The organism is Streptomyces sp. NPDC093591 (genome assembly GCF_044764885.1).
Lineage (GTDB): Bacteria > Actinomycetota > Actinomycetes > Streptomycetales > Streptomycetaceae > Streptomyces.
The window spans coordinates 143891-162607 of the sequence record NZ_JBIWIY010000005.1; the positions used below are offsets into that span (position 1 = coordinate 143891).

Genomic DNA, 18717 nt, shown 5'->3' on the forward strand with positions numbered 1-18717 from the left:
CTCGCGCCCGGTGCGAAGGACGTTCCGCCCTGCCCCAGGGGGAAGGTCAACAGGGGGAAGGTCAACACCGGCTAGGCGAGCGCGCCCTCCACCGCCGCCACGACCTCCGCCGCCTCCGGCTCGGTCTGCGGCGAGAAGCGGGCGACGACCTGGCCGTCCCGGCCGATCAGGAACTTCTCGAAGTTCCAGCGGATGTCCCCGCTGTGCCCCTCGGCGTCCGCGAAGCCGACCAGGCGGTCGTAGAGCGGGTGCCGGCCCTCGCCGTTCACCTCGACCTTCTCGGTCATCGGGAAGGTCACGCCGTACGTCGCCGAGCAGAACTCGGCGATCTCCTCGGCGCTGCCGGGCTCCTGGCCGAGGAACTGGTTGCAGGGGACGCCGAGCACGGTGAAGCCGCGCTCCGCGTACTGCTCCTGGAGCTTCTCCAGGCCCGTGTACTGCGGGGTCAGGCCGCACTTGGAGGCCACGTTCACGACGAGCACGGCCTGGCCGGCGTACTGGGAGAGGTCGGCGGGGCCGCCGGTGAGGGCGTTGATCTCGACGTCGAGGGGGGATTCGTTGGTGTCAGCAGTCATGAGCGGATGCTAGCTCCGGCAGGTGCGGGTCCGGGGGGGCAGGCCCGTCCGGCCCGCCGGACCCTCCTGCTTTCACGAGCACCTCCCCGGCCGCCGTACGCGAATACAGCACCGACCGCCCCGCCCGCCGCCGCTCCACCAGCCCCGCGTCCAGCAGCACCCGCAGATGCCGTCCGACCGAGCCCAGCCCCTGCCCGGTCACCGCGACCAACTGGGTCGTGCTCAGGGGCGAGTCGAGCAGGACGAGCACCGTGGCGCGCGCGGGCCCGAGCAGCGCGCCGAGGCTCGCGGGGACCGTCCGGGCGCCGGGGTCGGCGAGTGCACCCGCGCACGGGTAGACGACGGCGTACCGCTCGGGCTCCTCCCAGGAGACCCAGCCGCCCTTCGGCGTGACCGGCACGAAGACGAGTTCGGCGCCGGAGATCTCCCGGGGCGGGTACTCGTGCAGGTTCACCTGGAGCCGGTTGTCGCCGAGCCAGCGCGTCCGGCCGGGCCGCAGGGAGTCCAGTACGGCCGCCCAGCCGCCCCGGCTCACCTGCGCGGTCCGCGCGACCACGTCGGCCTCCAGGACGCGCCGCCGCCGGTCCCAGTCCGGCCGTACGGCCTCGGCCCAGACGTACTCGAGGAGCGCGGCGGCGCGTTCGGGCAGGTCGTCCCGGTCCAGTACGGCGGGGAGGGGCCCGGCGAGGGAGACGGTGAGGTGGGCGCGGGCCTGGCCGGGGTCGGCCGCGCGCACCCGTGCCACGCCCTGCTCGAAGGGCTCGCGGTCCCTCGGCGTCGGGGTGAGGAAGTCGGCGATCCAGTCCTTGCCGAGCCCGGCGCGGACGAGGTGCGCGGTGACCGGGTCGGTGGCCAGGCGGGCCCGGTAGGCGGGACGGTGCGCGGCCAGCCAGGCGCGCTCGCCGGGGTGGGCGGCGGTCCCCGAGTGCAGCAGCTTCAGCGCGGCGAAGGTCTCGGCGAGCGGGGAGAGGAGGAAACGGCTGCCGGCGAGGGTGTCGGCGTTGATCTGCCACCAGCCCATGAGCTCCCCCCCCCGTGACCTTTCGCGCCGTGGCGAAACACTAACGGCCCGTTCGCCGGCCGCCCCAGACTCCGCCCATGCGCAGCTACCGAGACCTCTTCCGCACCCCGGAGTTCACCCCGTTCTTCCTCTCCTACGCCGCCTTCAACGCGGCCCTGACGATCGGCGGACTGTCGCTCGCCACGCTGGTCTACCGGGCCACCGACTCGCCGCTGCTGGCGGCGCTGAGCATGTTCGGTCCGCAGCTGGCGCAGGTACTGGGCGCGACCTTCCTGCTCTCCGGCGCCGACCGGCTGCCCCCACGGGCGACGCTGGCCGGGACGGGGCTCGCCTTCGCGGCCCTCACGGCGGTGCTGACTCTGCCCGGACTGCCGGTCTGGGCGGTCTTCGCCGTCGTACTCCTGCAGGGCCTGATCGCGTCGCTGGGCGGGGGAGTGACCGGGGGGCTGCTGAACGAGATCCTCCCCAAGGACGGTTTCGTGCTGGGGCGTTCGGTGTTCAACATGGCCTCCGGGCTGATGCAGGTCCTCGGTTTCGCGATGGGCGGCGCGCTCCTGGCACTGCTGTCCCCGCGCACCTGCCTGCTCCTCGCGGCGACGCTGTACGCCCTGGAGGCGCTGGGCTACCGGCTGGGCCTGTCCGCCCGCCCGCCCCGCGCCTCGGGCCGCCTCTCGGTCGCGGCGACCTGGCGCAACAACGCCTTCCTGTGGTCCTCACGGCCACGCCGCCTCACGTATCTCGGCCTGTGGATCCCCAACGGCCTGGTCGTCGGCTGCGATTCCCTCTACGTCTCCTACGCCCCGCAGGCCGCCGGCGCGCTGTTCGCGTCCGGGGCGTTGGGCATGTTCGTCGGTGACGTGGTCGTCGGCCGTTTCGTACCGCCCGCCCTGCGCCCCCGACTGGCCACCCCGCTGCTCCTGCTGCTGGCTACGCCGTACCTGGTCTTCGCGTTACGGCCGGGCGTGGCCCTGGCGGCCGTGGCCGTGTGCCTTTCCAACGTCGGGTTCGCCGCGAGCCTGGTCCAGCTGGAACGTCTGATGTCCCTCACACCCGACGACATGGCGGGCCACGCCCTCGGGCTGCGGTCCTCCGGCATGCTCACCATGCAGGGTGTGGCCGCGGCCATCGCGGGAACGGTGGCCCAACTGACCTCGCCCGCCACGGCGATGACGGTGATGGCCGTGGCGTCCCTCGCGGTGACCCTGTCACTGAAGGTGGCGAGCCTGCGGAACGCGGAGGAGGGCGGGCTGGTGGTCCTGGCGGGAGGTGAGGGGGACCAGTGACGGTCGCAGGCCGGTGGCCAAAACCTCACGGCGCGTGAGGTGTATCGCGTCAACTCCACCTCGGCAGCGGGGAGTTGGGCCTAGGTTGGTTGCTGTTTTGATCACGGCGCCACCCATCCGCCCCGACCGCAGGAGCCCACCGTGCCCGACCCCCACCCCCGCATCGACACGTCGACACCGCACTCCGCCCGCTTCTGGAACTACTTCGTCGGCGGCACGGACAACTACGAGGTCGACCGGCGGATCGGGGACGAGATCAAGGAGATCTTCCCGGGCCTGGTCCACGTGGCCGTGTCGAGCCGCCGGTTCCTGGGCCGCGCCGTACGCCACCTGGCCGGCGAGGCGGGCATACGGCAGTTCCTGGACGTCGGCACCGGCCTGCCGACCGCCGACAACACCCACCAGGTGGCCCAGCGCGTGGCCCCGGACGCCCGGATCGTGTACGTCGACAACGACCCCGTCGTGCTGGCACACGCGAGCGCCCTGCTCACCAGCACCCCCGAGGGCAGGACGGCGTTCCTCGACGCCGACCTGTACGACCCCGAGGCCCTCCTGGAGGCCGCCGCGGGCACCCTCGACCTCTCCCGCCCGGTCGCCCTGATGATCCTCAACACCCTCGGCCACGTCCCCGACCACGACCAGGCCCGCGACCTGGTGCGCCGCCTCATGGCCGGCCTCCCCGCGGGCAGCCACCTGGTGATCAGCGACAGCACGGCGACGAGCGAGGGCATGATCGCCGCGTCGGAGGCGTACAACGCGAGCGGCGCGGTGCCGTACCACGTCCGCAGCATCGGCGAGATCGCCGGGTTCTTCGACGGCCTCGACCTGGTGGACCCGGGCATCGTCCAGGTACCCGAGTGGCGCCCCGACGTCCACGGCCCGGCGGACATCGCGACGGCCGCGGTCGACGCGTACTGCGGGGTGGGCCGCAAGCCGTGAGGCCCGGCGCGGTCAGCGGCGGCGCGGGGGCGCCGTACCGCTCACCGCCCCCGCTCCACACTCACCGTCCCCGCTCCACGTACTCCTTGAACTGTTCGAGATCGCCACGGACGAGCCGCTCGATGGCGTTGGCCTGGGCGAAGCCCTTCGGCCCGCCGAAGGTCTCCCTGACGGTGCCGGGGTCGTACTCGAGCCGTGCCTGCACACGGGTGCGGTTCCGGTCGATCGGCAGCAGCGAGAAGGAACCCGACAGGTCGGGAGCGCCCGTGGTACGCCACTCCAGCACACGCTCCCCCGCCCGATCGGACACCTCGGCATCGAACTCCCGGGTCCCGCCCCCGGCCTCCACGTCCAGGTGCGCCCGGCCTCCGGCCTCCGTACGGGCGTCACGCACTCCCGCGAGGAAGCGCGGATAGTCGTCCACCCGGTGAAGGCTCTCCCAAGCCGTGTCGATCGGAACTCCCACATCGACGTGTTCTTCGAGGGTGCTCATGGCCCACCTCCACGTCCGGCTCACAAAGCATTGCCTGCTGCTTCCAGTGTGCGCCCGGGGCGCTTGCGGGCGGTCCGGCCCGTCGGCCCCCGTCCCACCATCGCCGCAGCTCGGCGCACCCTGACGCCAGGCGCGTCGTTAGGGTCGTCATGAAGATCATCGCTACCGCCGCGCTTGCCGCCGCGACTCTCGTCCTGACCGCCGCCGTCCCAGCCTCGGCGGACGGGGACCACGGAAACCGCCAGGTCACCCAGAAGAGCTCGCCCGGCACCGCCGCCACGCCCGAGAACAACATCCCCATGAGGATCAACGTCGACGAGAGTGCGGAGACCGACCTCCAGCAGGGAATCCTTCCGCGCATCGTGGGCCAGCTGCTCTAGCGGTACCGAGGGACGGGGAGCCGGGCGCCGGGTAAGGCGGAGATCGCCACGTCCCCGCCGCCGGCGGCCGCTCACCGTCCCGCCAAGGCGACATCTACGCCAAAGGTGTCAAAGATGTAAAAATCTATACGTACCTCTGTGGGCGCGGAGAGGGACGCCGATGGATCTGGACACTGTCGCCGACGAGCTGTACGGCCTGCGGCCGGAGGAATTCGTCCCCGCCCGCGCCGCGCACGCGGCCGCGGCCCGCACGGCCGGCGACCGCGCCCTCGCCGACCGGATCACCAAGCTGCGGCGCCCGAGCCTGTCGGCCTGGGCCAGCAACCTCCTCGTCCGCGAACACCGCAGCGAGGTCGAACCGCTGCTCCGCCTCGGAGAAGGGCTCCGACAGGCACATCGCGACCTGGACGGCGCCCAACTGCGCGAGCTCAGCCGCCGGCAACGCACCCTGATCAGCGCCCTGTCCCGGCAAGCCGGACAACTGGCCGCGCAGGCGGGCCACCCGATCAGCGACGCCGCCCAACACGAGGTCGAGGACACCCTGCGCGCCGCCCTCGCCCAGCCCGAGGCCGCCCGGGAGTGGGCGAGCGGCAGACTCACCAAGCCCTTCAGCGCCACCGCCGACTTCCCCGCCGTGACCGAGACCGCCGTCACCGAGAGCGCCGCCCGCCGCCGCGCCCCCGAGGCACCCCCACCGACCGAACCCGAGCCCTCTGCGCCGCCTCGCCGTGACCGCAAGGCCGACGCCGACCGGCGCAGACGCCTCGCCCAGGCCCGCAAGGACGCCGACGAGACGGTGCGGGCACTTCAAGCGCGGGAGGACGAGGCGGCGAGCGCGAGCCGTACGGCCGACGCCGCCAGGGAACACCTGGATGAGGTGCAGCGGCGCATCAGCGAACTGGCCGCCGGACTGCAACGCGCCAAGGACGAGCAACGGCAGGCACGCGCTGCCGAGCAGGCGGCACGCGACCAGGTGCGTACGGCCGATCGTCAGGTCCGGGAGGCCCGGCGCCGGGCGGCGGCCGCTGCCGCGGACGTCGAGCGCCTCAGCTGACCACCGAGCGACTGAATCCGCAGGCCGGGCAGCGTGTCTGGCGGGCGGGGCGGCCGGCTTGGAGCAGGGTGGTCGGTACCTGCCGCCGTCCAGGAGGAATTGTGAAGCGTCGTCTCGTCGCCGCCTTGGCCGTCGCCGTCGCCGGCCTGATGCTGTCCGCCGTACCGGCCGCGGTCCAGGGCGCCCCTGGGGAAATGGGCCGGGACGACTGGAACATCTTTCTCACCAACGTCCTCGTGTAGGCACGGGCGGCACACGGCCCAGGCACGGCCCAGGCACGACCTAGGAACGCCACCGCCTCGCCATGGCGACAGCGGTTCCGACGCCCGCGATCGCCAGCCCGATCCCACCGAAGATCAGCGGCAGCAGCCACAGCGAGGCGAACCCGTTGATCCGCGCGTCCTCGGGGGAATCGGCGCGGTAGAGCACCTCGACCCGCTCACCCTCGTCGTACGACGGTGGATTGGAACCCGTCGAGCTCCGGAACGTCCGCGACGTGCCGTCCGCCGACGTGAACTCGACGACCGGGTACGCCACGGGCTCATCGCTCTGCCTCTTCTTGCGGGACGTGCCGCTGTCGTCCTTCCGCCACTCCAGCGCGACCACCGTCCCCCGGGCACGCTCCGCATCCATCAGGAACGACACCGAGATCCCCGCCAGGACCAACCCGACGACCAGGAACACCGCCCCGAACGCGATCGCCCCGAACGCGAACCACCGGCGGGCACCCCACCCACGCACCTGACCCTGCACGACGTCCCTCTCACTCGCCCGAAGTGGGAGGGACGTTATCCCAGGCACCCGAAGGCCCCTCGGCCTGAGGGCCCGACTTCCGGCGGGCCATACCCAGTTCAGCTCCCCCAGGCGCGGGTGGGCACCGCCCCCCGGTCCGGTGCTGATCACCGACGACCAGGCCTCCGCGAACTGTGCTGGAACTGTGCTGCGACTGGGCTCGCCCCTCGGTCGCCCACGCCGCGACACGACGGTCGACCCGTTTCCACAGCAGCTCCGGGGCGACCGGCAATCACCATGGTGCCGACCGCAGGCTGGAGGCGCTGCCTGGGCGGTGCGGGCGGTTCGTCCTCGCGGGAGACCGAACCGCCCGTACCCTTCTTGGTATCTACGGCGTCACATAGCGGGCGCCAAACACTGGAGGCAATACCCCGTGCTGATTGCTCAGCGTCCCTCGTTGACCGAAGAGGTCGTCGACGAGTTCCGCTCCCGGTTCGTGATCGAGCCGCTGGAGCCGGGCTTCGGTTACACCCTCGGCAACTCCCTGCGTCGTACGCTCCTGTCCTCGATCCCGGGTGCGGCGGTCACGTCCATCCGTGTCGACGGCGTTCTGCACGAGTTCACCACCGTGCCGGGCGTCAAGGAGGACGTCACCGACCTGATCCTCAACATCAAGCAGCTGGTCGTGTCGTCCGAGCACGACGAGCCTGTGGTGATGTACCTGCGCAAGCAGGGTCCGGGTCTGGTCACCGCCGCCGACATCGCGCCGCCGGCCGGTGTCGAGGTGCACAACCCCGATCTGGTCCTTGCCACGCTCAATGGCAAGGGCAAGCTGGAGATGGAGCTGACGGTCGAGCGTGGCCGTGGCTATGTCTCCGCCGTGCAGAACAAGCAGGTGGGTCAGGAGATCGGGCGTATCCCGGTCGACTCGATCTACTCGCCGGTGCTGAAGGTCACGTACAAGGTCGAGGCCACGCGTGTCGAGCAGCGCACCGACTTCGACAAGCTGATCGTCGATGTCGAGACCAAGCAGGCGATGCGTCCGCGTGACGCCATGGCGTCGGCCGGTAAGACGCTGGTCGAGCTGTTCGGTCTCGCCCGTGAGCTGAACATCGACGCCGAGGGCATCGACATGGGCCCGTCCCCGACGGACGCCGCCCTGGCCGCCGACCTGGCGCTGCCGATCGAGGAGCTGGAGCTCACCGTTCGGTCGTACAACTGCCTCAAGCGCGAGGGCGTCCACTCCGTGGGTGAACTGCTGGCGCGCTCGGAGGCCGACCTGCTCGACATCCGCAACTTCGGTGCGAAGTCGATCGACGAGGTCAAGGCGAAGCTGGCCGGCCTGGGTCTGGGCCTGAAGGACAGCCCGCCCGGATTCGACCCGACCGCCGCCGCCTTCGACGCGGACGACAACGCGGACGCCGGTTTCGTGGAGACCGAGCAGTACTGACGCCGCGCCGGGCTGCGGGGGAGCCGGGACGGCAGAGCGGCTGGTCATGAGCACCGGCCGACTGCACCCGGCTTCCCGAGGGCTTACGAAACAGCCCCCTCGGAGATCACTCCGAGGGGGCGACGTCTCTTCCCGTGTGCGTTACTTGCCGAGCACGAGGGTGTTGTTGCAGCCCTGCCTCGAGCCGAGGTTGGTGGTCTGCGTGCCGGGCGAGCCCTCGCCGTTGGCCCGGTTGCCTTCCCGGCCGTTCTGGTACCCGAACTGGCCCTGTACGTCGACGTTCTCTTCGATCGTCGTGCAGGACGTGCTCTGGCTGATGAAGACCGTCCGGCTCTCTTTACTGTCGGCCTTGTGCTTCTTGCCGTGCTTCTTCCCGTGCTTGTGCTCCTGCTTGTGTTCCTGCTTGTGTCCGTGCCCCTGCCCGTCGGCGTAGGCGGTGCCGGTGCCGAGGAAGCCGATGGCGCCGATGAGGACGGCCACGACAGCGGTCTTGCGAGGCTTGCGCATGTCTTCTCCGAGCGTTGAAGCGGACGCGTACGCGATCCGCCACGTCATAAGATGACGAGAGGTTAATGCGCAAATGTCTGATATATGCCCGTCGGCACGCCGGATCGTCTGATCAACGAGCGAGGGCGGCGGGCCCGCGGTCGGCCCAAGTCCCCTGTGTGGTCAAGGGATTACGAAGTCGAACGCGGACATGGATGCTCCGCGCAGAACCACCCGTGTGGCCGCGCCACGAGTGCGGGACGGCCCAGGGGCTTCGCCACCACCCTGGGGCGTCGACGAAACTCCCGTACGGTGTCGACGAGTTCGTCACGACGGCGCATCCCGACGACGTCACGCTCGTCGGGCCCCGCCATGAGGCTGCCGCCGATCACGCTCTGACCTGTGACCGTCCACCCCTGACCGCCTGACGGCCGCCCGCCTGCCATGGTCGCAACGTGGAAGATCAGGCGGCCATGAACGCCCCCCGCGTCTCGCTCACGCGGTCCAGGAGCCGCACCTTCTGTAACTGTTCCAGTTCGCACTGTTGACACCCCGCCCGCTTCCCCTTAGCGTCGCGCCAATATTTCGAACATGTGGCTATATTTCGAACGTTGAAAGGCGAGTGCCCTGTGCGTAGCCGGAATCAGCACGCATGTGGTCGGAACACGGCACCGGCTCGAACAACCTGCCGGGCCGACCTGCCCCCGACGACCTCGGCGGCCATCTGCGGATCCACGAGGGCGCCGAGCTGATCCGCCACGGCCTGATCCGCCACGGCGCACGCCTTGTCGGAAGTCCGGTCTGTCCAGGGCGCCCGGGGGCCCACCTGTACGGCACCCGTCCGCGGGGCCTGCCCCTCGACACCGCCCGGTAGCCGGTGCGGCGCGTCCCACGCGCTCTCGACCCGCCTGCCGTCTGCCGCCCACCCGGCCCGCTCCACCGCTCCCCCCGCCACGTCCGTTTGCGCTACGCCGTCATCCCCTCTCCGACGAGAAGCACAAGGAACGATCACCATGCTCAAGCGAAGAACCGTCCTCGCCGCAGGAGCCGCCCCCCTCGCTCTCACCCTGTCCGCCTGCAGTCAGGGCAGTGAGAGCAGCTCAGGGGACAGCTCCGAGGGCGGTAGCGTCGGTATTGCCATGCCGACCCGGTCCTCCGAGCGTTGGCTCACCGATGGCAAGGGCGTCGCCGAGGGCCTCAGGGCCAGGGGGTACAAGACCAAGCTGGTCTACGGCGACGACGACCCGGAAGTCCAGGTCTCACAGATCGAGAAACTGATCCGGCAGGGCGTCGACGCACTGATCATCGCGGCCATCGACAACAAGTCGCTGAACGACGTGCTTCAACAGGCCGCCGACGCGGACATTCCGGTGATCTCCTACGACCGGCTCATCCTCGGCACCAAGAACGTCGACTACTACGTCTCCTTCGACAACGAGATGGTCGGCCTGATCCAGGCCCACTACATCATCGACAAGCTCGGCCTGGAGGACGACAAAGGCCCGTTCAACATCGAGTTGTTCGCCGGCTCCCCGGACGACAACAACACCAAATACTTCTTCGACGGCTCGATGTCGCTCCTGCAGCCGTTCCTGGACAGCAAGCAGTTGGTCGTCCCGTCCGGCGAGACCCAGCTCAAGCAGATCACCACCCCGCGTTGGGACGGGCCCACCGCGCAAAAACGCATGAGCGGACTCCTCACCAAGTGGTACCGCAGTGAGCGAGTCGACGCGGTCCTGTCGCCGTACGACGGCATCTCGAGGGGCGTCCTGTCCGCGCTGAAGTCGGGCGGCTACGGCTCCGACCTCAAGCCCCTCCCGGTCATCACCGGTCAGGACGCCGAACTGGCGTCGGTGAAGTCAATCATCGCGGGTCAGCAGTCGCAGACCGTCTACAAGGACGTCCGTAAGCTCGCCGAGGCAGCCGCAACCATGGTCGACGACATTCTCAATGACAGGTCGCCGTGGATAGACGACTCCACGGGCTACAAAAACGGTGTCAAGGCCGTGCCCGCCGTCCTGCTGCAGCCCGTGAGCGTCGACAAGACCAACTACGACACCCTTGTCACGGACGGCTACTTCACCGCCGGCGAGCTCAAGTAGCGGCAGGGCCTCTACGTGACAACGCCCTTCGCCATGAGTCGCTTGCCATCCTCTCCCGTATGCGGCGCAACGCCGAAAGCCTTCTGGAACTCATCTGGAACGGGCTGACTTTCTCGCCACGGAGAACCGGTCGAGGTGCCGGCCTTGTTGCCGGATGCGACGGGGCGAGCGTTCGTGGACAGTGCCCCTTCGGGTGTCAGTTGGCTGCCGCGCCGGTACGCGGTCCGATAGGCGTCATCGTCCAGGTGCTCCCGTATCGCCTTCGTGGTCCGGTCGACGTCGCCCCGTTCGGCGGGAGGAAGCGGCATGCCTACGGAGTTCCTGGCAGCGTGCGCGGCTCCGAGCAGCATCGCGGCGTACGCGTTGCGCCCCACGAGGCCGTACGCGTTGCGCCCCGCGAGGGCGTGGGCGCCCGCCAGGCCCTCAAGCGCCAGCGCCTCGGCTCGCGCGTCTCCCGTGTTGCGGGCCGCCATCCAGCCGTCCAGGTGCAGGCTCAGGGCCTGGCCGAGGTCGCCGCTCGCGGGACGGACGGCGACCTGTCGTACGCCACCGCCGTGGTCAAGGAATCCCTGCGGCTGCACCCACCGGTCTGGCTGATGACCCGGGACGTCACCCTCCCCACCAAGGTCGCCGGATACCGCGTCGGCCCCGGCGACCAGCTGGTGTTCAGCCCGTACCTTCTCCAGCGCGACGCACGTTGGTGGGGACGACCCCGACCGCTTCCGGCCCGAGCGCTGGCTGGACGAGTCACAGGCGCGCCGCGCCCGCCACGCCTGCATCCCGTTCAGCGGCGGCGCCCGGATCTGCGCCGGCTACCGGCTGGGCCTTCTCCAACTCACCCTCGTAGCCACACCATTGGCCACCGAGTACACCGTCGAGACCGTGGGCGATGTCGACTTGACCCCCATCTACGAGAGCGTGCTCGCCCCGACCGGCCTGCGGATGCGGTGGGATCCGACACCGGCTCGGTGACCGGCCTGGGCTTCTTCGGGGCGCCTCTCGTCGTGCTGAGTGCGCTGACCGTCGACGGCCGGCGGATGCGTGAGACGGGCCGAGGAGACGATTCCGGTTGCGCTCCTCGCCTGGGGGTGGCCCGGTGCCGGTTGGCCCGCGCGCTGCTGGACCAGCATCGCGTCCGCCTGGCGGGGCACCGGCTGGGCGGGGCTTCCCGGACTCATGCGTGCTGGATACGTTCCGGAGCCGCAGGCTGACTCGGATGTCGTGGGGCGCGCACCCTCGCCGTGCGACGGCCGGGGTTCCGCAGGGCGCGGACGCCAGTGCCGCGGAGCCGGGACCCGGCGTTGCGGCCGAGGACCGGCCCGGGCTCGCCGTCGCGCAGCTCCAGCTGCACCCGCCCGCGGGTGACGACGCCGAACGCGTCGCACCACTGCGCCGCAACCACCGGGACACGCGCGCCACCGCGCAGCGTGAGCGTCCGCACCGGGACTACTCCGTGCCGACCACCGGCAGGCGCTCCGGCAGCCCGAGCCGCGGGAACCGGTCGCCGTGGAACGTGACGATCTCGGTGATCGCCCCGTCGGTGACGCGCAGGACGTCGATCGTCAGGGGCAGGTACGCGCCCTCCCGCTGCTGCCAGAGGTAGAAGGCGACGGCGGGCTGCCGGTTCACGGAGGTGGGGACGCCGCGCAGGCCCTTCATGCCCTCGAAGCCGCTCTCGACCCAGTCGTTCACCACCGCGTCGCGGCCGACGTACAGGCCCGGCGTAGGCGGCATCGAGCAGCGGATGTCGTCCCGCAGCATCGAGGCGAGCACCGGGATGTCGGTGGCCACGCTGGCGTCGGTATAGCGGCGCACCAGCTCGCGCGTCCCCGCGTCCAGCTCGCCGCCGGTCCAGTCCTGCCGCTCGGCGGGCAGGTGCTCCCGCATGCCGGCGCGGGCTCGCTGCAGCGCACTGTTCACGGAGTTGACGGAGTCCCCGAGGATCTCCGCGACGTCCTTCGCCGGCCGACCGAGCACGTCCCGCAGGATCAGCACGGCCCGCGGGCGCGGCGCGAGGTGCTGGACTGCGACCACGTACGCCAGCTCGATCGTCTCCCGCGCGACGGCGACGCTCTCCGGCTCGTCCGCGTCACCCGCGGGCAGTTCGTCGAGCAGCCGGTCCGGGTAGGGCTGCAGCCACAGCACCTCGCCGCCGGTCGCAGGCTCCGGGCGGCGCTTGGCGAGCAGGTCCAGGCAGGCGTTGGTGGCGATCCCGTACAGCCAGGCCCGGAACGCCGACCGCCCCTCGAAGGTCTCCCGCCGCCGCCAGGCACGGAGGAACGTCTCCTGCACGGTGTCCTCGGCGTCCTCGAACGACCCGAGCATCCGGTAGCAGTGCACGTGCAGCTCCCGCCGGTGCCGCTCCGCCAGCCCCGAGAACGCCGCCTCGTCGACCTCGCCCAGACCGCTCACGCCCAGTTCCTCCAGCTGTGTGTCCGCGCTCATGACGTCGTCCTTCCGCCTGGTCGTGTCCCGTCGTAGGTGTGACGGGTGCGGGCGCCAAAACTCATCACCAACCAGGGGCGGTCGGCATGGCTGAGCGTTTCTCATCCTTGGCAGGTCGGGTTTTCGAGGTGGTGGAGAACGGGGATGGCCCGCACCATTGCGGTCGTCCGGGAGGGGCTGCAGCGCAGGCCGGCCGGGATGTTCCAAGTCTTGAGGGCGGGCGACGGCGCATTCGCCGCGGCAGCGGATCCGGCCGACCCGACCTGGTCCCTTCCCCCAGCTCGCCCGTCCGGTCAGTCAGCGGGCAGGCCGAACCAGCGGAGGAGTACGGGTCGTGCGTCGTCGGGGGCGTCCTCAGGCCCGCGGGCATAGCGAGCGAGAAGGTTCAGATAGTCGTCATGGAATGCGTCCAGCTCACCCTTCGTGAGGTGGATGAGGCTGCGTGAACCCCGCATCCAGCCTTCGGACTCCTCCTGTCCGGCGGTGAACTGCCGGGCGAGCTCGACGTCCTCCTCCATCCTCATCCGGTCCAGCTCGGCCGATACGGCACGCTCGGCCTCCGTCAGCTCACTCTGCGGTGGTCTGCGGATGTCGAGCCCGCGCACCCCGCGCCACCAGCGCTCCCTCCCGGTGGAGCGCTCGGGGATGTCCTCGATGAGGCCACTGCGTTCCAGCATGCGCAGGTGGTAGCTGAGCGTTCCGGTGTTCTCGCCCAGGGCGGCGGCCAGCGTGGTCGAGGTGGCCGGGCCCACCGCGCCGAGGTGGCGCAGGATACGCAGGCGCAGGGGGTGCGAGAGGGCCTTGAGCACCTCGGGGCTGTCGACCGTGCGCCGCCCTGCGGCTTCCGCTCTCCGCTCTTTCGTCATGGCGACAGCCTACCCAGATGGCAGCTGTTTCTCTGCAGACCTTTCTCTGCAGAGAAATCTCTGCAATGCTGGGGCGTATGACGCCGAACCGAGTGACCTTGAATCGCGCAGTCCGCCGCTTCGCAAGTGCTGCTGCGGGGGCCCTGCTTGCCGGAGTCGCCCTGGGCGCCGCACCCGCGCACGGAGCCGAACAGGCCGCGGATCTGCCCGAGTTCGACTTCTCCGCCTGTCCGACCGTTGATGAGCTTCCCGCGGGCGCGGACCCCGGCACCTGGCGCTGCGAGGTCATGCACGCCACGGGGCATCTGCGCATGGGTGCCATCGACGAGCCCCTCACCGAACCTATGAAGATCACCTTTGCGGAAGGCCGTGTAGACGGTGAGTTCCGCCAGGTCTTCGGGGGGATGGCCGCTGCGCCAATCAGGGTGGGAGGCACCCCGTTGACCCTGTCTCCGCAGTACGGCGGCTACTCGGACTTCCTGTCCGACGCCACCCGGCGCGGCGAGTTCGACATCAAGTTCGCCATAGGGTCGGTGCGCGGGCTGCCGGTCCTGCCGTCGTCGGGCTGCTCGGTGGGCAGCGATGAGGATGCGGTCCACCTGGTGCTCAAGGACACAGATCCCACCCGGGTGATATCCAGGGACCCCCTGGTCGCCGCCTTCGGCGCCCAGGACGCGGAGTTCGCCGCCCCGGGCACCAGCGGCTGCGGCCGCGTGAGCCGCGCACTCGACCGAGCCCTGGGCCTGCCGTCCGCTGCGGGGGCGAACGCCTTCGACATGGATGTCATGGTGGCCATCCGGCCCTACATGTAGACCCGTTCGGTTGAGCAATTGCCACTACCTGTAAGCCAGTTGAGATGACCCAGGCCGCGTGAACCTCGGAGCGTTCCACGAGGGGGCCGCGCTCGAAGCGAGCTCAGGTTCGGGCGAGGGGAGGTGCGTTCACGGCCCGCCGGCGGACTGGGGCGGACTCGGCGAACTTGAAGACCATCGCGAGGGGCACCCGGGAGCCGACGCCCTTCGTGACCTTCGTCCGTGGCCGCACCGTCGCGAAGGTCGACTCGCTGGGGTTGGTGGCCCGCAGGTGGATCCAGTGCTCGGCGCGGAAATCGTAGAACGTCGGCAGCTCGGCCTCGTCATCGACGGACGAACTTCTGACGCCGTTGGGGAACTTCGCCTCGTACTGCTTGGCGAAACGCCTTGACCGCGACGGCCGTGTGCTCGCGGTCCTCGGCGTTCAACCAGGGCAGGCGGCGCCGAGTTCGAGATCAAACCTCTGAACTGGCCCTTAGCGCTGTGCCCCCGGCAGGATTCGAACCTGCGACACCCGCTTTAGCAGTTTCCTCGGAGCGAGGCTGTGACCTGCGCGGACATCAACCACAGGGCGTCGTTCCCAGAAATCATTTCTCCGTAGTTCTCATGCGCTCTCAGGGTTTCCCGACTCCATGTCGGGGCCTGCTTCCGCACCCCGAGACGGGTGCCCGGGTCGGTCTGGTACTCCAGCCGTAGATCGTGATCTCGATGGTGAGGGGCGTCGAGGCGGCAGGTGTCCAGCGTGGATCATCTCGCCCGAGATCGCCCATGCCGTCGCGGGCGTCGGCTCCTTCTCCGTCTACCCGGGTTCACCGCGACGGAGGGCGTCCCTTATCTCGCTGAGCTTCGCGGTCGTTGCCGGGGTCCGCTCGTGTGCTTGTTCAGCGAGTCGGAGGGCATCGTCGATCTCGCTGAGCTTCCTGGAGGACAGGACGGCCGCCCGCTCTATCAGGTCGTCCCGGGACACGGTGGTCAGCCACGTGCACGGGGTGAAGCCTGGACGCGGGAACGCGAGCCGCAGCACGCCTTCGAGCGGCAGCCCTTCACCGGCGCCGACCGTCACTTCGATGCCCAGACCGCTGATGTCGACGCCCGCCGGAGCGACGACCTGCATCACCTGGAACCCGGACGCGTCGTCTCCTGACAGCAGTACGACCAACCTCCGCTCGTCGAACTGGACCCACCAGACTTCGCCACGTTGCACAAGCCCTCCGATACACAGGACGGCAGGCAGACGCTGCGCGACCCGACGCGGTGTGGAGACGGGTGCGGCCACCGTTGATCATCGGTGTGTGAAGACAAACGATCATGCGGTGGCCGCAGGTCACAGCGTAACCCTGCCTGCTGGCAGGAGGCGTTCGAGGGCCTGATGAGCCGGATAGCGGGACGCTTCACACGGGTCGAAGCCCGACCCCGGGCCCGGAAGTTGGTACTCGGCCTGTTGTCGGACCTGCCGCGCAAGAACTGCTGGACCATCGCCGAGTGGGCCGGGACAGGATCCCGGACGGCATGCAGCACCTGCTCGGGAGGGCGAAGTGGGATGCCGACCAGGTCCGCGACGAGGTGGGTGACTACGTGGTGGAGCATCTGCACGACGACGAGGCGGTGCTGGTGGTCGACGAGACCGGCGACGTGAAGAAGGGCACCGACACCGTTGGAGTCCAGCGGCAGTACACCGGCACCGCGGGCAGGATCGAGAACGCCCAGGTCGGCGTCTACCTGGTCTACGCCGGCTGCCGCGGGCACGCCGCAGTGGACCGGGAACGCTATGTTCCGCGTTCCTGGACCTCCGATCCCGACCGCTACCGGGCCGCCGGCCTCGGTGACAATACGGAGTTCGCGACCAAGCCGGATCTGGCCGCTCGCATGGTCACCCGATTCCTCGACGCCGGCCATCGGGCCGCCTGGGTCGCGGGAGACGAGGTCTACGGCGGCAACCCGAGGCTGCGCACCGCGCTGGAGGAACGCGGCACCGGCTACGTCCTCGTGGTGGCCTGCTCGCACGAAGTCACCACAGGCGCCGGGAGGTTTCGCGCCGACAGGTCGGCCAGGAAGGTGCCCAAGAGGGCCTGGCAGAAGCTGTCCGCAGGGGCTGTACCGGTTGCGCAGCTCGGCCGACGCTGACGAGGTGCGCCACCCGCTCGCCCTACGGGGCGGACGGCCGCGCCTGCTCAACGGCAGAACCGGCGAGGGCAGTACCCCGGCGTTCGGTCCGGGCTATCTGCACCGGCTGGTCCCCGACATCACCGAACGTGACGTGTACGTGTGGCCTGCCCGCCCGTCATGGCCGGGGCGGGGCCGTGCTCGGCGGCCTGCGAAACCTGCAGGTCCCCTCGCGACAGGTGCACGCCGAGAAGTTTGGCCTGGCCTGGACTGGAGCTGCTCACACAAACGGCCCCGGACGAGGAGTCCGAGGACGGTCAGCCTTCCAGGGCGCCGGGCGCCGGCACGGTGGCCCGGCATGTGAAGCTGCGCGCGCAGTGGGAACGTCCCGCCGAACGCAGCCACCGGGCCCGCCCGATCGACTCCTTGTTCAGGCGATGGCGTAGTCGGCGAGAGCTGGTTCCAGCATGTCGAAGGCGTCGGCCGCCTCCGTGGCGATGGTTTCGGCGATCTCGTCGTTGGAGTGTCCGGCCAGGGTGAGGTCCTGGATGCGCTGGAACAGGATGCGGTGGACGGCGCCGAGCAGTCCGGCGGCTGTCTGGACGGTGATGTCGTTCGGCGGTGCGCCGACGGCTGCGGCGAGAGCGTGGGCCAGGGCATGTTCGCGCTGGTCATGCAGGCCACGCAGACAGGTCGAGAGGGCGGGACTGTCGGCGATCATGCGGGCGAAGGCGGGGCCTGAGAACCCGGAGACCGGATCCGCGGCCGCGGCGGCGTCGGCGAAGGCGTGGCGCAGTGCAGCCAGGGCGGACTCGCCGGGCCGTCGAGCGGTCACCGTGTGTGCCAGGGATGCGATGAACGCGTCCTGGTGGTCCAGGGCCAGATCCTCCTTGCGTGGGAAGTAGTTGGTCACCGTCTTCTTGGCGACCCGCGCGGCGGCGGCGATCTCGGCGATGGTGGTCCGCTCGAAGCCCTGGGTGAGGAACAGGCGGGTGGCGTGGTCGGAGATGAGCTGCCGGGTCTCCTGCTTCTTGGTTTCCCGCAGGCCGGTGGGGGGCGCGGGCGATGTGGTGTCGGTAGCCATGAGGCAATCTTACTCCCGTAGCATTTTTATGTTGACACCCTCACGTGTCTCGGGATAATTTTACTCTCGTCGTAAATTTGCACCGGTGGATCGAAGAGGAGAGTCCATGCCCGAACTCAGCTGTGCGTCCCTCGCCCTGACCGCCGACCTCGGTGAGGTCCTCGCCGGGCGTACCGGCAGCAGCCCCGTGCCGACCCCCGCGCCGGTCCCCGCGCCGCGTCGCCCTGACAGGCAGCAACTCGCCCGGACGGCCGCGGCCCGCACTCGGCGTCTCACCCCGCCCGTTCGCAGCCTGCCGCGACGCGGCGGCTACTGACCCGCACCCCCACCGACGATCACGCCCGACCGCCTCGCCCACCAGCGGCCACAGGCGTCAGGCTCCGCGAAAAACCCATGAGGAGAACCGTCTTGCAGATCACCGCGTCCACCGTCTCGCTCACCGTCGACGACGTCGCCGCATCCCAGCGGTTCTTCACCAGCCACCTCGGCTATGTCGAGCAGGCCGCCGCCGATGGGTTCGCCTCCCTGACGCGGGACGACGCCGCAGTGGACATCGTCCTGCTCGCACGTGGCATCGAAGTGCTGCCGGCGGACCAGCGGGACCAGCACGCCTCCGGCCTGATCCTCGCCTTCACCAGCACCGGTATCGAGGACGAGGAGAAGCGGCTGCGCGCCGAGGGTGTCGACATCACCATGCCGCTGCGTGAAGAGCCTTGGGGCGAGCGGCTGTTCCAGATCAAGGACCCGAACGGTGTTGTCATCCAGTTCGTCGAGTGGGCCACTCCTTCCGACCCCGCCTCCTGATGGCGGGTGCGGAGCATCCGACGACGGGAGTGTCCACGTTCCCGTCCACCATGTTCCGCCCTGCACGATCGTCGTCCTCGTCACCGAA

Annotated in this window: 24 protein-coding genes and 3 pseudogenes; 14 read left to right on the top strand and 13 right to left on the bottom strand. The window is 70.0% G+C overall.

Translation table 11 applies throughout. The features are described 5' to 3' along the window. Window positions 1-71 precede the first annotated feature (71 nt). Both ACIREI_RS12825 and ACIREI_RS12830 read right to left on the bottom strand, forming a co-directional pair. Complete coding sequence (locus ACIREI_RS12825; RefSeq protein WP_403331248.1) at window positions 72-575, bottom strand: glutathione peroxidase; 504 nt, start codon at window positions 573-575, stop codon at window positions 72-74. Then, entirely contained in the window at window positions 565-1596 is a 1032-nt protein-coding gene (locus ACIREI_RS12830; protein WP_403331251.1) for an ArsR/SmtB family transcription factor, read from the bottom strand. Before ACIREI_RS12830 ends, ACIREI_RS12825 begins: the two co-directional genes overlap by 11 nt. Before the next feature lie 77 nt (window positions 1597-1673). Between ACIREI_RS12830 and ACIREI_RS12835 the strand changes: the two genes are divergently transcribed. Both ACIREI_RS12835 and ACIREI_RS12840 read left to right on the top strand, forming a co-directional pair. Further along, window positions 1674-2879 carry an MFS transporter gene (locus ACIREI_RS12835; protein ID WP_403331253.1) on the top strand — a complete coding sequence of 402 codons (1206 nt, stop codon included), beginning with the start codon at window positions 1674-1676 and terminating at the stop codon, window positions 2877-2879. A gap of 141 nt (window positions 2880-3020) precedes the next feature. Then, complete coding sequence (locus ACIREI_RS12840) at window positions 3021-3818, top strand: SAM-dependent methyltransferase (RefSeq protein ID WP_403331256.1); 798 nt, start codon at window positions 3021-3023, stop codon at window positions 3816-3818. A 61-nt stretch (window positions 3819-3879) separates the two neighbouring features. Here ACIREI_RS12840 and ACIREI_RS12845 read toward each other — a convergent pair whose 3' ends face one another. After that, window positions 3880-4311, bottom strand: coding sequence for an SRPBCC family protein (locus ACIREI_RS12845; protein WP_403331259.1), 432 nt, complete (start codon window positions 4309-4311; stop codon window positions 3880-3882). Between the two features lie 149 nt (window positions 4312-4460). Here ACIREI_RS12845 and ACIREI_RS12850 point away from each other — a divergent pair, with 149 nt between their 5' ends. The 3 genes from ACIREI_RS12850 (at window position 4461) to ACIREI_RS12860 (ending at window position 5987) form a co-directional block, all read left to right on the top strand. After that, entirely contained in the window at window positions 4461-4691 is a 231-nt protein-coding gene (locus ACIREI_RS12850) for a hypothetical protein (protein WP_403331262.1), read from the top strand. A gap of 160 nt (window positions 4692-4851) precedes the next feature. Further along, complete coding sequence (locus ACIREI_RS12855) at window positions 4852-5745, top strand: hypothetical protein (protein WP_403331265.1); 894 nt, start codon at window positions 4852-4854, stop codon at window positions 5743-5745. Window positions 5746-5846: 101 nt separating this feature from the next. Continuing rightward, window positions 5847-5987 (top strand): hypothetical protein, encoded by a 141-nt coding sequence (locus ACIREI_RS12860; RefSeq protein WP_403331268.1) that lies wholly within the window; start codon window positions 5847-5849, stop codon window positions 5985-5987. A gap of 40 nt (window positions 5988-6027) precedes the next feature. On the opposite strand, the gene ACIREI_RS12865 is transcribed toward ACIREI_RS12860, so the two are convergent. Then, window positions 6028-6498 (bottom strand): DUF3592 domain-containing protein, encoded by a 471-nt coding sequence (locus ACIREI_RS12865; protein WP_403331271.1) that lies wholly within the window; start codon window positions 6496-6498, stop codon window positions 6028-6030. 412 nt (window positions 6499-6910) lie between these two features. Here ACIREI_RS12865 and ACIREI_RS12870 point away from each other — a divergent pair, with 412 nt between their 5' ends. Beyond that, entirely contained in the window at window positions 6911-7927 is a 1017-nt protein-coding gene (locus ACIREI_RS12870) for a DNA-directed RNA polymerase subunit alpha (RefSeq protein ID WP_272123371.1), read from the top strand. Window positions 7928-8068: 141 nt separating this feature from the next. On the opposite strand, the gene ACIREI_RS12875 is transcribed toward ACIREI_RS12870, so the two are convergent. Next, on the bottom strand, window positions 8069-8434 hold the full coding sequence (locus ACIREI_RS12875) for a hypothetical protein (RefSeq protein WP_403331275.1): 366 nt from the start codon (window positions 8432-8434) through the stop codon (window positions 8069-8071). Between the two features lie 631 nt (window positions 8435-9065). Here ACIREI_RS12875 and ACIREI_RS12880 point away from each other — a divergent pair. Both ACIREI_RS12880 and chvE read left to right on the top strand, forming a co-directional pair. Further along, the gene (locus tag ACIREI_RS12880; protein WP_403331278.1) at window positions 9066-9287 is read left to right on the top strand and encodes a hypothetical protein; all 222 of its coding nucleotides are present in this window, start codon (window positions 9066-9068) and stop codon (window positions 9285-9287) included. A gap of 139 nt (window positions 9288-9426) precedes the next feature. Next, a complete protein-coding gene (gene chvE / locus ACIREI_RS12885) occupies window positions 9427-10515 on the top strand; it encodes a multiple monosaccharide ABC transporter substrate-binding protein (protein WP_403331281.1) in 1089 nt (362 codons plus the stop codon). Window positions 10516-10526: 11 nt separating this feature from the next. On the opposite strand, the gene ACIREI_RS12890 is transcribed toward chvE, so the two are convergent. Further along, complete coding sequence (locus ACIREI_RS12890) at window positions 10527-11096, bottom strand: hypothetical protein (RefSeq protein WP_403332016.1); 570 nt, start codon at window positions 11094-11096, stop codon at window positions 10527-10529. On the opposite strand from ACIREI_RS12890, the pseudogene ACIREI_RS12895 reads away from it, so the two are divergent. Further along, window positions 11070-11162, top strand: a pseudogene (locus tag ACIREI_RS12895) (hypothetical protein); the annotation flags it as partial. The gene ACIREI_RS12890 and the pseudogene ACIREI_RS12895 overlap by 27 nt on opposite strands. Before the next feature lie 91 nt (window positions 11163-11253). After that, window positions 11254-11487 carry a cytochrome P450 gene (locus tag ACIREI_RS12900; RefSeq protein ID WP_403331978.1) on the top strand — a complete coding sequence of 78 codons (234 nt, stop codon included), beginning with the start codon at window positions 11254-11256 and terminating at the stop codon, window positions 11485-11487. On the opposite strand, the gene ACIREI_RS12905 is transcribed toward ACIREI_RS12900, so the two are convergent. The 4 genes from ACIREI_RS12905 to ACIREI_RS12920 form a co-directional block, all read right to left on the bottom strand. Then, window positions 11424-11693, bottom strand: coding sequence for a hypothetical protein (locus tag ACIREI_RS12905; RefSeq protein WP_403332019.1), 270 nt, complete (start codon window positions 11691-11693; stop codon window positions 11424-11426). The two genes, ACIREI_RS12900 and ACIREI_RS12905, sit on opposite strands and share 64 nt — an antisense overlap. After that, window positions 11690-11956, bottom strand: coding sequence for a hypothetical protein (locus ACIREI_RS12910; protein ID WP_403332022.1), 267 nt, complete (start codon window positions 11954-11956; stop codon window positions 11690-11692). The genes ACIREI_RS12905 and ACIREI_RS12910 overlap by 4 nt, the downstream gene beginning before the upstream one ends. A 5-nt stretch (window positions 11957-11961) precedes the next feature. Then, window positions 11962-12960, bottom strand: coding sequence for an RNA polymerase subunit sigma-70 (locus ACIREI_RS12915; protein WP_403331284.1), 999 nt, complete (start codon window positions 12958-12960; stop codon window positions 11962-11964). Window positions 12961-13253: 293 nt separating this feature from the next. Beyond that, a complete protein-coding gene (locus ACIREI_RS12920; RefSeq protein WP_403331287.1) occupies window positions 13254-13826 on the bottom strand; it encodes an ArsR/SmtB family transcription factor in 573 nt (190 codons plus the stop codon). A gap of 92 nt (window positions 13827-13918) precedes the next feature. On the opposite strand from ACIREI_RS12920, the gene ACIREI_RS12925 reads away from it, so the two are divergent. Beyond that, the gene (locus ACIREI_RS12925; RefSeq protein WP_403331290.1) at window positions 13919-14638 is read left to right on the top strand and encodes a hypothetical protein; all 720 of its coding nucleotides are present in this window, start codon (window positions 13919-13921) and stop codon (window positions 14636-14638) included. A gap of 103 nt (window positions 14639-14741) precedes the next feature. Here the strand turns inward: ACIREI_RS12925 and ACIREI_RS12930 are convergent. Both ACIREI_RS12930 and ACIREI_RS12935 read right to left on the bottom strand, forming a co-directional pair. Continuing rightward, window positions 14742-15063: pseudogene (locus ACIREI_RS12930) on the bottom strand (transposase); the annotation flags it as partial. A 374-nt stretch (window positions 15064-15437) separates the two neighbouring features. Beyond that, window positions 15438-15842 (bottom strand): type II toxin-antitoxin system PemK/MazF family toxin, encoded by a 405-nt coding sequence (locus tag ACIREI_RS12935; protein ID WP_403331293.1) that lies wholly within the window; start codon window positions 15840-15842, stop codon window positions 15438-15440. A 165-nt stretch (window positions 15843-16007) separates the two neighbouring features. Here ACIREI_RS12935 and ACIREI_RS12940 point away from each other — a divergent pair. Then, window positions 16008-16732: pseudogene (locus ACIREI_RS12940) on the top strand (IS701 family transposase); the annotation flags it as partial. Window positions 16733-17171: 439 nt separating this feature from the next. On the opposite strand, the gene ACIREI_RS12945 reads toward ACIREI_RS12940, so the two are convergent. After that, complete coding sequence (locus ACIREI_RS12945; protein ID WP_403331296.1) at window positions 17172-17825, bottom strand: TetR/AcrR family transcriptional regulator; 654 nt, start codon at window positions 17823-17825, stop codon at window positions 17172-17174. Window positions 17826-17931: 106 nt separating this feature from the next. Between ACIREI_RS12945 and ACIREI_RS12950 the strand changes: the two genes are divergently transcribed. Both ACIREI_RS12950 and ACIREI_RS12955 read left to right on the top strand, forming a co-directional pair. After that, window positions 17932-18141: a hypothetical protein gene (locus tag ACIREI_RS12950; RefSeq protein WP_403331299.1), complete on the top strand. Its 210-nt coding sequence runs from the start codon at window positions 17932-17934 to the stop codon at window positions 18139-18141. A gap of 92 nt (window positions 18142-18233) precedes the next feature. Further along, a complete protein-coding gene (locus tag ACIREI_RS12955; protein ID WP_403331301.1) occupies window positions 18234-18629 on the top strand; it encodes a VOC family protein in 396 nt (131 codons plus the stop codon). Window positions 18630-18717: the final 88 nt, after the last annotated feature.

What these genes read in the sequence shown, in the direction of transcription:
- ACIREI_RS12880 (WP_403331278.1), top strand. Translation starts at nt 9,066, where the DNA reads ATGTGGTCGGAACACGGCACCGGCTCGAACAACCTGCCGGGCCGACCT.
- ACIREI_RS12915 (WP_403331284.1), bottom strand. Translation starts at nt 12,960, where the DNA reads ATGAGCGCGGACACACAGCTGGAGGAACTGGGCGTGAGCGGTCTGGGC.
- ACIREI_RS12845 (WP_403331259.1), bottom strand. Translation starts at nt 4,311, where the DNA reads ATGAGCACCCTCGAAGAACACGTCGATGTGGGAGTTCCGATCGACACG.
- ACIREI_RS12855 (WP_403331265.1), top strand. Translation starts at nt 4,852, where the DNA reads ATGGATCTGGACACTGTCGCCGACGAGCTGTACGGCCTGCGGCCGGAG.
- ACIREI_RS12835 (WP_403331253.1), top strand. Translation starts at nt 1,674, where the DNA reads ATGCGCAGCTACCGAGACCTCTTCCGCACCCCGGAGTTCACCCCGTTC.
- ACIREI_RS12950 (WP_403331299.1), top strand. Translation starts at nt 17,932, where the DNA reads ATGCCCGAACTCAGCTGTGCGTCCCTCGCCCTGACCGCCGACCTCGGT.
- ACIREI_RS12825 (WP_403331248.1), bottom strand. Translation starts at nt 575, where the DNA reads ATGACTGCTGACACCAACGAATCCCCCCTCGACGTCGAGATCAACGCC.
- ACIREI_RS12905 (WP_403332019.1), bottom strand. Translation starts at nt 11,693, where the DNA reads ATGAGTCCGGGAAGCCCCGCCCAGCCGGTGCCCCGCCAGGCGGACGCG.
- ACIREI_RS12850 (WP_403331262.1), top strand. Translation starts at nt 4,461, where the DNA reads ATGAAGATCATCGCTACCGCCGCGCTTGCCGCCGCGACTCTCGTCCTG.
- ACIREI_RS12875 (WP_403331275.1), bottom strand. Translation starts at nt 8,434, where the DNA reads ATGCGCAAGCCTCGCAAGACCGCTGTCGTGGCCGTCCTCATCGGCGCC.
- ACIREI_RS12920 (WP_403331287.1), bottom strand. Translation starts at nt 13,826, where the DNA reads ATGACGAAAGAGCGGAGAGCGGAAGCCGCAGGGCGGCGCACGGTCGAC.
- ACIREI_RS12945 (WP_403331296.1), bottom strand. Translation starts at nt 17,825, where the DNA reads ATGGCTACCGACACCACATCGCCCGCGCCCCCCACCGGCCTGCGGGAA.
- ACIREI_RS12830 (WP_403331251.1), bottom strand. Translation starts at nt 1,596, where the DNA reads ATGGGCTGGTGGCAGATCAACGCCGACACCCTCGCCGGCAGCCGTTTC.
- chvE (WP_403331281.1), top strand. Translation starts at nt 9,427, where the DNA reads ATGCTCAAGCGAAGAACCGTCCTCGCCGCAGGAGCCGCCCCCCTCGCT.